Source organism: Streptomyces sp. NPDC047982 (genome assembly GCF_043204165.1).
In the GTDB taxonomy this organism is placed as follows: domain Bacteria; phylum Actinomycetota; class Actinomycetes; order Streptomycetales; family Streptomycetaceae; genus Streptomyces.
This window is the reverse complement of the sequence record NZ_JBIDBS010000008.1, coordinates 117,068-130,314: the sequence shown is the minus strand read 5'-3', so window position 1 is coordinate 130,314 and position 13,247 is coordinate 117,068. Positions and strand designations below refer to the sequence as shown.

Annotated in this window: 10 protein-coding genes and 1 pseudogene; 1 reads left to right on the top strand and 10 read right to left on the bottom strand. The window is 70.9% G+C overall.

Annotated features, from left to right (window positions below; translation table 11 throughout):
• Positions 1 to 196: 196 nt before the first annotated feature.
• The 3 genes from ACGF2V_RS12600 to ACGF2V_RS12590 all read right to left on the bottom strand — a co-directional run bounded on the left by ACGF2V_RS12600 (position 197) and on the right by ACGF2V_RS12590 (position 5,116).
• The gene (locus tag ACGF2V_RS12600) at positions 197 to 2,644 is read right to left on the bottom strand and encodes a sodium-translocating pyrophosphatase (protein WP_362707563.1); all 2,448 of its coding nucleotides are present in this window, start codon (positions 2,642 to 2,644) and stop codon (positions 197 to 199) included.
• A 741-nt stretch (positions 2,645 to 3,385) separates the two neighbouring features.
• On the bottom strand, positions 3,386 to 3,826 hold the full coding sequence (locus tag ACGF2V_RS12595) for an ATP-binding protein (RefSeq protein WP_362626639.1): 441 nt from the start codon (positions 3,824 to 3,826) through the stop codon (positions 3,386 to 3,388).
• Positions 3,827 to 4,762: 936 nt separating this feature from the next.
• Positions 4,763 to 5,116: an STAS domain-containing protein gene (locus tag ACGF2V_RS12590; RefSeq protein WP_003967428.1), complete on the bottom strand. Its 354-nt coding sequence runs from the start codon at positions 5,114 to 5,116 to the stop codon at positions 4,763 to 4,765.
• Positions 5,117 to 5,194: 78 nt separating this feature from the next.
• Here ACGF2V_RS12590 and ACGF2V_RS12585 point away from each other — a divergent pair, with 78 nt between their 5' ends.
• Entirely contained in the window at positions 5,195 to 7,819 is a 2,625-nt protein-coding gene (locus ACGF2V_RS12585; protein ID WP_362626638.1) for a DEAD/DEAH box helicase, read from the top strand.
• 40 nt (positions 7,820 to 7,859) lie between these two features.
• On the opposite strand, the pseudogene ACGF2V_RS12580 reads toward ACGF2V_RS12585, so the two are convergent.
• From ACGF2V_RS12580 to ssd, 7 genes and pseudogenes are all read right to left on the bottom strand, one after another.
• Positions 7,860 to 8,081: pseudogene (locus tag ACGF2V_RS12580) on the bottom strand (Rv3654c family TadE-like protein); the annotation flags it as partial.
• A 269-nt stretch (positions 8,082 to 8,350) separates the two neighbouring features.
• Positions 8,351 to 8,761 carry a TadE family type IV pilus minor pilin gene (locus ACGF2V_RS12575; RefSeq protein WP_362626635.1) on the bottom strand — a complete coding sequence of 137 codons (411 nt, stop codon included), beginning with the start codon at positions 8,759 to 8,761 and terminating at the stop codon, positions 8,351 to 8,353.
• The gene (locus ACGF2V_RS12570) at positions 8,748 to 8,948 is read right to left on the bottom strand and encodes a DUF4244 domain-containing protein (protein ID WP_362626632.1); all 201 of its coding nucleotides are present in this window, start codon (positions 8,946 to 8,948) and stop codon (positions 8,748 to 8,750) included. The genes ACGF2V_RS12575 and ACGF2V_RS12570 overlap by 14 nt, the downstream gene beginning before the upstream one ends.
• 117 nt (positions 8,949 to 9,065) lie before the next feature.
• Complete coding sequence (locus ACGF2V_RS12565) at positions 9,066 to 9,860, bottom strand: type II secretion system F family protein (RefSeq protein WP_362626629.1); 795 nt, start codon at positions 9,858 to 9,860, stop codon at positions 9,066 to 9,068.
• Entirely contained in the window at positions 9,857 to 10,723 is an 867-nt protein-coding gene (locus tag ACGF2V_RS12560; protein WP_362626626.1) for a type II secretion system F family protein, read from the bottom strand. Before ACGF2V_RS12560 ends, ACGF2V_RS12565 begins: the two co-directional genes overlap by 4 nt.
• Positions 10,723 to 11,883 carry a TadA family conjugal transfer-associated ATPase gene (locus tag ACGF2V_RS12555; protein ID WP_362626623.1) on the bottom strand — a complete coding sequence of 387 codons (1,161 nt, stop codon included), beginning with the start codon at positions 11,881 to 11,883 and terminating at the stop codon, positions 10,723 to 10,725. The genes ACGF2V_RS12560 and ACGF2V_RS12555 overlap by 1 nt, the downstream gene beginning before the upstream one ends.
• The gene (gene ssd / locus ACGF2V_RS12550; RefSeq protein WP_362626710.1) at positions 11,880 to 12,941 is read right to left on the bottom strand and encodes a septum site-determining protein Ssd; all 1,062 of its coding nucleotides are present in this window, start codon (positions 12,939 to 12,941) and stop codon (positions 11,880 to 11,882) included. The genes ACGF2V_RS12555 and ssd overlap by 4 nt, the downstream gene beginning before the upstream one ends.
• Positions 12,942 to 13,247: the final 306 nt, after the last annotated feature.

Genomic DNA, 13,247 nt, shown 5'->3' with positions numbered 1-13,247 from the left:
GCGCCTCTACGCCGACACGCACCGCCGCGCGACACGGACCACGGCACCGGCACCGGCACCAAGGCCGACGCCGCCATCGCCACCGAGGCCGGCCAGGCCACCCGACTGGCCGATCATCCAGCGTGCAGCGCCGGCCGGCCGACGGGTCATCAGCCCCCTTCGTCCACTCGGCCGTGGATCCGAACCTCTCACCGCCTCACGAAACGGCCGCCCGACCGGGCCGGGCGTGGCTGTCGCCACCTCCGTCCCCGCCACCCGGTCCCTCCTCGTCCCCGACGGCGATGCCCCGCCGCTTGGAGACGCGGACCGCGCACACGATGACGACGACGGCGAGCGCCGCGACCACCGCCCGGACCACCGGGCTCGCGTCCTGCCCGTAGCTGAACTGCACCACCGCCGGGGCGATGAGCAGCGCGACCAGGTTCATCACCTTCAGCAGGGGGTTGATGGCCGGCCCCGCGGTGTCCTTGAACGGGTCGCCGACCGTGTCACCGATGATGGTCGCGGCATGGGCCTCGCTGCCCTTGCCGCCGTGCCGGCCGTCCTCGACGAGCTTCTTGGCGTTGTCCCAGGCGCCACCCGAGTTGGCGAAGAACACCGCCATCAGCGTTCCCGCGCCGATGGCGCCCGCGAGATACGAACCGAGTGGCCCGACCCCGAGCGTGAACCCGACGGCAATCGGTGCCAGCACGGCGAGCAGGCCGGGCGTGGCGAGCTCGCGCAAGGCGTCCTTGGTGCAGATGTCGACGACGCGTCCGTACTCCGGCCTCTCGCCCCGGTCCATGATCCCGGGATGCTCGCGGAACTGCCGCCGCACCTCGTGGACCACGGCCCCGGCGGACCTGGACACCGCGTTGATCGCCAGTCCGGAGAAGAGGAAGACGACCGCGGCGCCCAGCATCAGACCCACCAGGTTGTTGGGCTGCGAGATGTCCAGGCTGAGCGACATCGCCCCGGTCCCGGCCCCCGCGTCGTCCACCGCCCCTGCGATCGCGCCGCGGTACGAGCCGAACAGCGCCGCCGCCGCGAGGACGGCGGTGGCGATGGCGATGCCCTTGGTGATGGCCTTCGTGGTGTTGCCAACGGCGTCCAGGTCGGTGAGGACCTGCGCGCCGGCGCCCGTGACATCACCGGACATCTCCGCGATGCCCTGCGCGTTGTCGGAGACCGGCCCGAACGTGTCCATGGCCACGATGACCCCGACGGTCGTGAGCAGCCCCGTACCCGCCAGGGCCACCGCAAAGAGCGCCAGCATGATCGACGCGCCGCCGAGCAGGAACGCCCCATAGACGGCCAGGCCGATCAGCAGCGCCGCGTAGACGGCGGACTCCAGTCCGACGGAGATGCCGGCGAGCACGACGGTGGCCGGGCCGGTCAGCGAGGACTTGCCGATGTCCCCGACGGGACGCCGGTTCGTCTCGGTGAAGTAACCCGTCAGCTGCTGGATCAGGGCGGCGAGCACGATCCCGATGGCCACCGCGACCAGGGCGAAGACCCGCGGGTCCCCGCCGTGCGAGGTGATGGCGGTGTCGGTGACACCGTCCAGCTCCGCGTATGAGGACGGCAGGTAGGCGAAGGCGCCTGCGGCCACCAGCGCCAGCGAGATCACGGCGGAGACGAAGAAGCCGCGGTTGATGGCCGTCATTCCGCTGCGATCCGCGCGCCGCGGGGCCACCGCGAAGATCCCGATCATCGCGGTGAGCACTCCGATCGCCGGAACGATCAACGGGAAGGCCAGCCCGAAGTCCCCGAAGGCGGCCGTCCCGAGAATGAGCGCGGCCACGAGCGTCACGGCGTACGACTCGAAGAGGTCGGCCGCCATGCCCGCGCAGTCGCCGACGTTGTCGCCCACGTTGTCGGCGATGGTGGCGGCGTTGCGCGGGTCATCCTCCGGGATTCCTTGCTCGACCTTGCCGACGAGGTCGGCCCCGACGTCCGCGGCCTTCGTGAAGATGCCACCACCGACCCTCATGAACATGGCGATGAGCGCGGCACCGAGCCCGAAGCCTTCCAGCACCTTCGGCGCTTCGGCGGCGTAGACGAGCACGACGCAGGAGGCCCCGAGCAGCCCGAGCCCCACGGTGATCATGCCGACCACACCACCGGTACGAAAAGCGATCTTCATCGCTTTGTGTGAAACGGTGGTGAGGTCCTTTTCCGGTTCGCCTTCTTCCGGAGTCGCCTCACGCGCAGCGGCAGCCACGCGGACATTGCTGCGTACGGCGAGGCGCATGCCGATGTATCCGGTGGTCGCCGAGAAAAGCGCACCCACCAAGAAGAAGAGCGAGCGGCCCGCGCGCTGCGACCAGTTGTCGGCCGGAAGCACAAGGAGCAGGAAGAAGACCACGACCGCGAAGGCTCCGACGGTACGCAACTGCCTCCCCAGGTACGCATTCGCGCCCTCCTGAACAGCGGCAGCGATCTCCTTCATCCGGTCGGTCCCCTCGCCCGCCGCCAGCACCTGCCGCAACAGCAACCGGGCGACGACCAGCGCGGCGACGGCCACAGCCGCGACGACGACCACGATGACGCGATTGTCATCGGTGAGCACCGCGGCCGCGAAAGAAGACGGCTGGCCCGAACGCGCGGAAAGTGCGGAATCTTGCGCCAGTCCTGCCAGTGGGGTGTTGAAGATCTCCGCCATACGTCCTCCTTGACGCTCAGCGCTCAAGACGTGGACGAATTGTAGGGAGAAAGGACCGAGCAAAACAGTGTGCTGCAAATGTGATTGACGTTCATGACCGGATCGATAAAAGATCGGGGTCGCAGATCGCTCCGAATGCAGTAATGCGACAGAGTCATTTTCCCGCGGACGACCGACCACACGGAAATGTAAAGGCCCGGCTTCCCGCGGTCGACCGGTGACAGGCTCGTGGCTTCGCCCCCTTTTCGCGCGGGTGCGGGAGGCACCCACGCAGGCTCGCGACCAGTCCAGCTCACCTGCCGCGTGCAGTTCGCCAGGCAGGACCTGACGCAGACGGTCGAAGATCCCCGCGGCGTGCCACGGCCCGGCCGACGTCGGCACGTCTGCCCGGAGCCGAAGCCCAGCTCCAGCGGCGGCTTGCCGGCTGATGTCGTTGTCGAGCACGTACAAGATGCGCTGCGGACACAGCCGGTCAGGCACCGGTCTCGGGCCGGGCGCATTCTCGGGCCAGGGCGGCGGTAACGGCTCGATCGGCGCACTCAAGTCGTTGCCAACGATCCATGTCAGCTCGCCACACCCCGTGAGCGGCGGAATCATTCCCCGCTCACGCCCGACCAGCGCACCTAGACAAGATCGAAGATCGTGCTAGGAGCTCATAGGGCGGATCAAGACATCGGCACGAACGGGGACTCCGACCGAGTTGGGCGGCGGGCCGCCGCCGTGACGGCTACGGCACTCGCTTCAGGGAAGAACCGGCGCGGGCGTCCTCGGCCAGGTCATACGGATCACTCCGCCGTTGATTCCCGATCTGACCTCCACGTCGTCGACGAGGCCGCTGATGACCGCGAGGCCCATCTCGTCCTCGCCGTCGACCTCGGTGCCGGACTCCGACTCGTCGAGGCCCGCGCCGGGAGGGAGTTCCGCCCCCGGGCCAGGCACCTCGTCCCCGACCTCGATGGAGAAGGACTTCTCCTCCTCGGTCAGAGCGACGGAGACGGGAGCGGTGATGCCATGACTGCGGTGCAGCCCCACGGCGCGGCTGCAGGCTTCACCGACGGCGAGTCGGACCTCGTCGAGCACGGCTTCATCGACCCCTGCGCGACGCGCCACGGCGGCGGCCACGAGGCGCGCCGTCCTGACGTGTTCGGGCTGGGCACTGAAGCGGAGTTCAACGGTGGCCATGCGATCCCCCTCAGACGTACGGGCGTGCATCCTGGGAGCCCGGGCACACTGCCCGCCGCTCCGGCTCTTCTTCCGGTTTTCCTCGGGTCTTCACTTCGGCCATGGTCGGGTCGGCCTCCAGACTGCCAGGCGTCTGTCCCGCGTCCGGCGGTTTCCGCGCCCATTCCCGTGCCCGGTTCCTTCGTCCGGCTCTTTGTCCGGGCCTTCGCACGGCACTGGCTTCGACCTGTCCGACCGCTTCCCGTCTCGCCGGACGAGCCCGTCGACCGAAGGGCACCCCATCGGCTATCGGACGTCCGCCACTGGCGACATGCAACCGCCGACCGCACGACGGTCCGGGCTCGCGGCCCCGATCGACCGGCCGGTCAAGCCTGCCTACCGACCGGTCAGCCGGTCAGCCGGTCACGAACGGTCCGAAGGCGCACTCTCCACGCAGACCATGCGGAACGGCCGACCACCGACCACTGGTCAGGCCGCACGGCCGACCAGCGAACGCCGAACGCCACTCGGCAGGGTGCCGTCGGTCACCTCACCGGTCGACCGACGGATGCCTGGTCCGTCGGCTGTTGTCCTGCCAACCGGCAGATGTCCGACCGACCAGTAAGTTTCCGGCCAGTCGTGACACCCGGTTACTCCGGGCCGAACACCCTCCGGCCGACGGGAACGACCACTGCCTGCGTGCCCGGCTTCCGGCATCCCGGCTGCCGGCGCGCCCGACGCCACGGCGTGCCCGAGCGGAGGCCTGCACTCATCGGCATGCACCGACAGACGGTCGCTGGACGCATACGTTCCGTACAGACCGCCTGTCGGGCCGACCGGTACGCCGGGCCGACGGATACGCCTGTCGCGTGCCGGACCGACGGCTGTCGGCCGATCCGGTCACTGAAGCGGACGCGGATCGGCGACGGTCCAGACGTATCGGGGCGGACCGGACCGTCAGTCGGTGGCCGCGACCGCCTCGTCGACCGTGGTGTGAATCGGGAACACCTTGGTCAGACCAGTGATCCGGAAGATCTTGAGAATGCGCTCCTGGTTGCACACCAGGCGCAGCGAGCCCTCATGGGCCCGGACACGCTTCAGGCCACCCACGAGCACGCCGAGGCCGGTGGAGTCGAGGAAATCGACGCCCTCCATGTCGACAACCAGGTGGTAGCTGCCGTCATTCACCAACTCGACCAACTGCTCGCGCAGCTTGGGCGCGGTATACACATCAATCTCGCCACCGACCTCGACGACCGTACGGTCGCCACCAGGGCCGGACACATTGCGTGTCGACAAGGACAGGTCCACGGATCCTCCAGCACCTTGCTATCGAGCGGTCGCCCCTCGGTCTCCCCGGCGGAGCCAGGGGACGGATCGCCAGCCGCGATGGCATTCAATCACTTACCAGCAGCCATGCACGACGCCTTGGGACCATTGTCCGTCACGCCAGTGACACACTCGGTGCCGATGGCCAAGAATCACCGCCCCAGTCGACCGCCCGGGAACACGGACTCCGGCCCCTCTCCCGCCATGGTCCTCGACCGGCTCACCGCAGCGGCGGGCCGGTCCGCGCGCATCACTCATACGGAGCACTTGCCCCCGCGTGCGGGAACCCATGCCTCCTGGCCCGATCGCATCCGGCCAGAAGTGATCGCCGCGATCCGACGGGCCGGAATCGACCACCCCTGGGTGCACCAGGCGGTGGCCGCCGAGCACGCCCTGGACGGCGATTCCGTGATCATCGCCACGGGCACGGCGTCCGGGAAGTCGCTGGCCTATCTGGCCCCCGTGCTCACCGCTCTGCTCGACGGTTCCGAGGCCCCGAACGGCCGGGGCGCGACCGCTCTGTACCTCGCCCCCACCAAGGCCCTGGCCGCCGATCAGAGGCGCGCCGTGAAGGAACTCGCGGCGCCCCTCGGCAACGCCATCAGGCCCGCGGTGTACGACGGCGACACTCCGGTCGAAGAACGCGAATGGGTGCGCCAGTACGCCAATCACGTCCTGACCAACCCCGACATGCTGCATCGCGGGATACTTCCCTCCCACCCCCGTTGGTCTTCCTTCCTGCGCGCCCTGCGCTACGTCGTCATCGACGAGTGCCACACCTACCGAGGCGTCTTCGGCTCCCACGTCGCCCAGGTCGTACGGCGGCTGCGCCGTCTGTGCGACCGCTACGGGGCGAACCCGGTCTTCCTCCTGGCCTCGGCCACCGCCGCGGAACCGGCCATCGCGGCGAGCCGCCTCACCGGGCTCCCCGTCAAGGAGGTCTCTGACGACTCCTCGCCCCGCGGCGAACTGGTCTTCGCCCTGTGGGAGCCGCCCCTGACCGAACTGCACGGCGAGAAGGGCGCGCCCGTGCGCCGTACCGCCATCGCCGAGGCCGCCGATCTCCTCACCGACCTCACCGTCCAGGGCGTCCGCTCGGTGGCCTTCGTACGCTCCCGCCGCGGCGCCGAACTGATCTCCGTCATCGCCAAGGAACGCCTCGCCGAGGTGGACCGCTCCCTGCCGGCCCGGGTCGCCGCCTACCGAGGGGGGTACCTTCCCGAAGAGCGCCGCGCGCTGGAACGTTCCCTGCACTCCGGCCGACTCCTCGGCTTGGCCGCCACCACCGCCCTGGAACTCGGCGTCGACGTCTCCGGCCTGGACGCCGTCGTCATCGCCGGCTACCCGGGCACGAGGGCGTCGCTGTGGCAGCAGGCCGGTCGCGCCGGACGCTCCGGCCGAGGCGCCCTGGCCGTCCTGGTGGCCCGCGACGACCCGCTGGACACCTTCCTCGTCCACCACCCCGAGGCGCTGTTCCAGCAGCCCGTGGAATCGATCGTCCTCGACCCGGACAACCCGTACGTCCTCGCCCCGCACCTGTGCGCCGCTGCCGCGGAGCTCCCGCTGACCGAACCGGATCTGGAGCTCTTCGGCCCGGCCGCGGCCGGGCTGCTGCCGCAGTTGGAGGCCGCCAAGCTGCTGCGCAGACGGGCATCGGGCTGGCACTGGACCCGTCGCGAACGCGCCGCCGATCTCACCGACATCCGGGGCGGGGGCGGCCGCCCCATGCAGATCGTCGAGGAAGGCACCGGCCGACTGCTGGGCACGGTCGACGAGGCCGCCGCGCACACCGCCGTCCACGAAGGTGCCGTCCACCTCCACCAGGGCCGTACCTACCTCGTCCGGAAGCTGGACCTGGAGGACTCGGTGGCCTTGGTCGAGGAGGCGACACCGCCGTACTCGACGACCGCCCGCGACACCACATCCATCACCGTCCTTGAGACCGACACCGAGGTCCCGTGGGGCGACGGACGGCTCTGCTACGGATCCGTGGAGGTCACCAACCAGGTCGTCTCCTTTCTGCGTCGCAAGCTGATCACGGGCGAGGTGCTCGGGGAGACCAAGCTGGAGCTGCCGCCCCGTACCCTGCGCACCCGCGCCGTGTGGTGGACGGTCACGGAGGACCAGCTCGACGCCGCCCGCATCAACCCGGAGATCTTGGGTGGCGCCCTGCACGCTGCCGAGCACGCCTCCATCGGGATGCTGCCGCTCTTCGCCACCTGCGACCGGTGGGACATCGGTGGCGTCTCCGTGCCGCTGCACCCGGACACCCTGCTGCCCACGGTCTTCGTGTACGACGGCCACCCGGGCGGCGCCGGATTCGCCGAACGGGCCTTCCACACCGCCCGTGCATGGCTGTCCGCGACGCGCGAGGCCATCGCGTCCTGCGAATGCGAGGCGGGCTGTCCCTCTTGCATCCAGTCCCCCAAGTGCGGCAACGGCAACGATCCGTTGCACAAGCGCGGTGCCGTGCGCCTCCTCGGCGAACTCCTCCGGTTCGCTCCACCGGCGCGGGGGGATTCAGGTCCCCCGGCACCCCTGAATCCCCCGTCACCACCGGAGGCGACACATCCGGGGGCGGCGGAGCCAGGGCGGACGGAGCCGAGGGGCCAGGAGCAGCCGTCGGAACCGTCGCCGATGCCGGAGGTCCAGGAGAAGCTGCCGGAGGGCCGGCCCGAGCCCTGACCGCCGGTTCGTACGGCCCGAAAGCCGCCCGGGCCGTGACGTCGGCAATCTCCCCGTGCACCGTGCACCGCACCACCGTCGCCCCCTGCACCGCAGCCACCTTCTCTGCCGCCTCGCATGCCTGCTCGGTTCCTCGCAGGGCCCGGTCGGCAGCTGCCAAGGCCGCAAGGTCCGCCGCTCCCCCGGCCCGGTGTCTGACGACCACCACCTGTCCGAGCGCCAGCACGCCGGCGAACACCACGCACAGGGTCGCGGTCGTCATCGCCACCCACACCGTGGCCAGCCCTTCGTCCCGGCCCGCCCGTCCCCGGGCCGGTCCTGGCCCCGGAACCCCGATCCGGCCCGGGACGGATTCACGGCCGAGGACCGTTTCACGCCCCCGAGCCGGTCCACAGCCCGGCACTGGTGCACCGCCCGGTACCGGGACGTACCGAGGACCGGGCCCGGGACCGCCACCCCCATGAGGGCTCGGCCCGCCGACAACAACGGCCTTCCACTTTCCTCCTCCACCGATCACGACGCCTTCACCGGTCACGACCCCGCCCCCACCGTGTCCTCGGCCAGTGCCGCCGCCTCCGCGTGAAGTGTCAGGGCCAGCGGGCCGAGGCCGGGCGCGGGCGCCGCCACCCGCACCCGCCACAGCTCGCCGGTCCGTTCCATCGAGACCTCTGCTCCGCCGGGTGCCGCCGCACGGGCGGCCTCCAGCGCCTGGGCCTCCGGTTCCGAGCGGGCCGCCGCCCTCGCCCCGGCCCTGGCCGCGTCCACGCATCGGATCTGGGCCGAGGCCGCCATCAACGCCCACACCAGCGACAGGGCGAACACCACCAGTACAGGAACCGCCATGGCCGCCTCCGCCGTCACCGCGCCCCGGTCCCCGCTCCTGCCAGCGGTCCCGGAACGGTCTCCGCCCGCTGTACCCCGGTCGTCCCTAGAACTTCGCATCGAGCGCGTTCTTCAGCAGTGACTGCAGCGCGGACATGACCGGCTGGCTGGTGACCACCTTGTAGAGCACCGCCGCGAACGCACAGGCCGCGATCGTCCCCACCGCGTACTCGGATGTCGTCATTCCGTTGTCCGACCGGATCCGGCGCATCAGCCCCCGCACCCAGCTACTGATTCGCTGTGCCATTTCAACCCCCACAAAATGCTTGTTTCACATCGATTCACATTGATCTTGCTGATTCACGTCAGCCCGTATCGATTCGCATGAGTCCGTGTCGAATGGAGAGGCACGAACCGCTCCATGTCAGCCGGCCTGCAGCAGCCCGGCCGCCAGACCGAGCACCACCGGTGCCACCCCGACGGACAGGAAGGCAGGAAGGAAGCAGAGCCCCACCGGCGCGGTGATCAGCACGCCGGCCCGCTGCGCACGCGCCACTGCCACGCTCACCCGCTCCGCCCGCATCGCCTCGGCCAGCCGCGCCACCGGTTCCGCTGCCGGCGCACCGGTCGCGCCTGCCCGGTCCAGGCAGCGGGACAGGGCTCGGGCACCGGGTATCTCGCCGAACCTTCCCCAAGCCGCCGCGGGTTCAGCGCCCAGCCGGATCTCCGCAGCGGTCCGTGCCAATCGCACTCCCACCGGTCCTCCCAGCGACTCCCCCACGGCCTCCGCCGCCTCCCTCGGCCCGGCACCGGCGGAGATGCAGGCGGCCAGGAGGTCCGCCGCAAGCGGCAGCTGCCGCACCGCCTCCGCCGTCTCCACGGCGTCCGGCCCCGGTTTCCTGCGGCACCGGTTCCGCTGCCACCGCCGGGCGCCGTACGCCGCCACCAGGCCGGCCATGCCCCCTGGCAGGCCACCAACCAGAACCACGCCCGCCACGGCGGCGCCCACCGGCGCCACCCACTCCTTTCCCCGGCCCCCGGGCACCGTCCGTCTGCGTCCGCGCTTCTCCGGACCGGCGCCCAGCATCAGCGCGCCCCGGCGGCGCCCCGCACGCTTTCGTCGCTGTCCCACCAGGGCGAGTGCCAGATACACGGCCGCGCCCGCAGCGGCCGACACGACCGCCACCCCGTGGGCGGCTCCGCCGGTCGCCCCGTTCATGCCGTCTCCGCCGCTCGTACGATCCGAGCGGCCCAGCAGAGCCCAGCCGCCTCCAGCAGCCCACCCGTCGCCAAACAGGCCAACCCGGCAGGAGTGTGGAGCAGCACCCGCAACGGTTCGGCGCCCAGCGCCGCCCCCAGCCCCAGTCCCAGCACCGGCAGCAGCGCCAGCACGGCCACCGTCGACCACGCTCCGGCCAGTTGGGCCCGTAGCTCTTCCCGTCTGCGCCGCTCAGCCCGTAGAGCGCCCTCCAAACGGTCCAGTCCCGCCGCAAGACCCGCGCCCCCGTCCACTGCCACGCGCCAGCAGGACGCCACCCCGACGAGCCCGTCCAGACCCGGGACCTGGGCCGCCTGGCCAAGTGCCGACGGCACATCCCCGCCGAATCGCGCGGCAGCGGACACACCGGCCTCCGCCGCCCCCAGCACCCCGGTGCCTCGCACCGCGACGAGCAACGCCCTTCCCGGTTCGTGCCCGGCCCGCAACTCGCCAGCGACAACACTGCACAACGCGATCACCCCGTCGGCCCGGCGTTCCCGTTCCCGCCGTAGAGCCCGTCGTCGCAGCCACCGCCGCACCAGGGGAACCACCGCCACGCCGGCCAGGAGCGGAAGCACGGACTGCCCCAGCGCCGCGACGATCAGCGCCACCGGGAGACAGGACCACTCCTGCCGTTCCCGCAACCGCTTCCGGAGCCGGGCCCATGCCCGCTCGCCCCACAGGTGCAGCGGTGACTTCGCCACGCCGTCCACGAACAGCACCCGGGCCCTGCGCCGCCCCCGGCCCCGCACCACCAGCGACCAGACCACCACCGCAAGACACAGGACCGCCGCGCAGTTCGCGCCCGATGCCAGTCCCGCCATCACACCTCCGCGCACGGCGCACCCCCGATCAGCGACCGCAGCCGCTCCCATCCCCGCTCCCGGACGAATCCGGTGGCGCCCCAGCGCAGCGCGGGCTCGGTCACGACCAGGCCGGACGCGTTCCTGTCCAGGACGTGCACCTCCGCAATCCGCCGTTGCCCGGTCCGGTCCCGCACAAGATGGACGACCACCGACAGCGCCGCCGCCAGCTGGCTGTGCAGAGCCGTCCGGTCCAGCCCCGCCGCTGTGCCCAGCGCCTCGAGACGGGCCGGAACGTGCTCGGCGGCATTCGCGTGAACCGTCCCGCACCCGCCTTCGTGCCCTGTGTTCAACGCCGCCAGCAGTTCCGAGACCTCGGCACCCCTCACCTCCCCGACCACCAGCCGGTCGGGCCGCATGCGCAGCGCCTGCCGCACCAAGTCGCGCAGGGTCACCCGTCCCGCTCCCTCCTGATTGGCAGGGCGTGACTCCAGCCGCACCACGTGCGGGTGGTCCGGCCGCAACTCCGCAGAGTCCTCGGCGAGCACGATCCGTTCCCGTTCCCCGACCGCGCCCAGCAGGCTCGACAGAAGCGTCGTCTTCCCGGCACCGGTCCCACCGCTGATCAGATAAGAGACCCGGGCCTCCACCAATGCCCTCAGCACCCGGTCTCCGCCCGGCGGCACCGTTCCCGCCTCGACCAGTTCCGTCAGTGCAAAGGCCCTGGGCCGCACGACACGCAGCGACAGAGACGTCGATCCGACGGACACCGGCGGCAGAACGGCGTGCATGCGGGTGCCGTCCGGCAGCCTGGCGTCCACCCAGGGCCGGGCGTCGTCCAGTCGTCTCCCCGCCACCGCTGCCAACCGCTGCGCCAGTCTGCGCACCGCGGCGGCATCCCGGAAGGTCACCCCGGTGAGTTCGAGCCCGCCGCCCCGGTCCACCCACACCCGGTCCGGCGCGGAGACGAGCACGTCCGTCACCGCCGGGTCGGCGAGAAGCGGCTCCAGCACCCCGGCCCCTACCAGCTCGCCGCGCAACTCGTCGGCTGCGCAAAGCACTTCGGCATCTCCGAGCAATCGCCCTTGTGCTCGCAGTGCGGCCGCCACACCGGCGGGCGTCGGCGCCGTACCGCTCTGTGCCAGCCGCTGCCGTACGGCGTCGAGCAGCATCTCGGTCATGACGCGCCTCCCACACCGAGCCCCGCCGCACCGTCCGGAAACGACGCCCGATCCCAGAACGCCGCGCAGAATCTGGCCAGTGGGTCACGCCGACCGCCACCGGGAGGATCCCCGCTCTCCTGAGCAGCCGACAACCCCGCATCGAGCGGGAGTTCACCGGCGAGCGGCAGCCCCAGCGCCTGCGCCACCCACCGCTCATCAAGGCCCGCCGCGTAGGGACCGCGGGCCACCACACGCAGGTCGTCCAGGATCATCCCAGCCGTCGATGCCACCCGCTTGGCCGCCGCGACTGCGCGGAGTTCCCCGGGCACCACCAGCAGCCCGAGGTCCAACTGGGCGAGCGCCTCGGCCACCGACTCGTCGATCCGGCGCGGCAAATCCACGACCACGACGCCGCCGAGCCTTCGCGCCGCCGCCAGGACCGCCCGCATGGCCTGCGGCGGGATGACCACACAGTCGTCGCGCCCCCAGCTGAGCACCCGCAGCCCATGCAGCGTCGGCAGCGACTCCTCCAGCGCTCCGGCGCCGACCCTCCCCTTGGATTGGGCGAAATCCGGCCACCGCATGCCCTCGGCCCGCTCGCCGCCGAGCAGCACATCGATGCCTCCACCGAGCGGGTCTCCGTCGATCAGCATGGATCGCCGCCCCGCCCTGGCCGCGGTCACCGCAAGGGCACAGGCCAATGTGGATGCCCCGGAGCCGCCTCGTCCGCCTATCACCCCGACCGTGAGCGCGGGCCGGCCGACACCCTCCGCCGCATTGGCGATCTGGTCGACGAGCCACCCTTCCGATTCGGGCAGCCTCAGCACATATTCGGCGCCGATCTCCACGGCACTGCGCCAGACGTCCGGGGCATCCTCGTCCCGCCCGACGAGCATCACCCCGCGCCTGCGCACCGCCCCGCGGCACCTCCGCGCGGCGTCGTCCCCCACAAGAACCATCGGGGCCTGTTCCCAGCCACCCCTGCGCTCGGGCAACGAGTGATGAACTTCCGGTTCCGCTCCGGCTGCCGCGCACAGCCGCAGCAGATCATCGAGGAGTTCCACGTCCTCGGTCACGATCAACGGTCCGCCCGGCCGTGCTCCGACGGCCGACAGACGGTCCCGAGCGATGGGTTCAGCCACGATCTCCGCCCCCTTCTCACTGCACGTTCATCGCGATTCGCGACGATCTCGGAAGGTTCCGAGGTCGTCGATTCCGCAACCCGCGGACTTCGCGGCTGGAATCACCGTGCAGCGCTTCCGGAAATCCTGTGGATCTTGCTCAAAAACTGTGGACAACTCCGCCCCTGTGAATAACTCCGTCACCCATACCGATGACTTCCGGAGAGCATCCCTTCCGTCACCGAACGTGACGGATCAAGA

What these genes read in the sequence shown, in the direction of transcription:
- ACGF2V_RS12595 (WP_362626639.1), bottom strand. Translation starts at nt 3,826, where the DNA reads ATGGCCACCGTTGAACTCCGCTTCAGTGCCCAGCCCGAACACGTCAGG.
- ACGF2V_RS12560 (WP_362626626.1), bottom strand. Translation starts at nt 10,723, where the DNA reads ATGGCGGGACTGGCATCGGGCGCGAACTGCGCGGCGGTCCTGTGTCTT.
- ACGF2V_RS12575 (WP_362626635.1), bottom strand. Translation starts at nt 8,761, where the DNA reads ATGCGAAGTTCTAGGGACGACCGGGGTACAGCGGGCGGAGACCGTTCC.
- ACGF2V_RS12600 (WP_362707563.1), bottom strand. Translation starts at nt 2,644, where the DNA reads ATGGCGGAGATCTTCAACACCCCACTGGCAGGACTGGCGCAAGATTCC.
- ACGF2V_RS12565 (WP_362626629.1), bottom strand. Translation starts at nt 9,860, where the DNA reads ATGAACGGGGCGACCGGCGGAGCCGCCCACGGGGTGGCGGTCGTGTCG.
- ACGF2V_RS12585 (WP_362626638.1), top strand. Translation starts at nt 5,195, where the DNA reads ATGGCATTCAATCACTTACCAGCAGCCATGCACGACGCCTTGGGACCA.
- ACGF2V_RS12555 (WP_362626623.1), bottom strand. Translation starts at nt 11,883, where the DNA reads ATGACCGAGATGCTGCTCGACGCCGTACGGCAGCGGCTGGCACAGAGC.
- ACGF2V_RS12570 (WP_362626632.1), bottom strand. Translation starts at nt 8,948, where the DNA reads ATGGCACAGCGAATCAGTAGCTGGGTGCGGGGGCTGATGCGCCGGATC.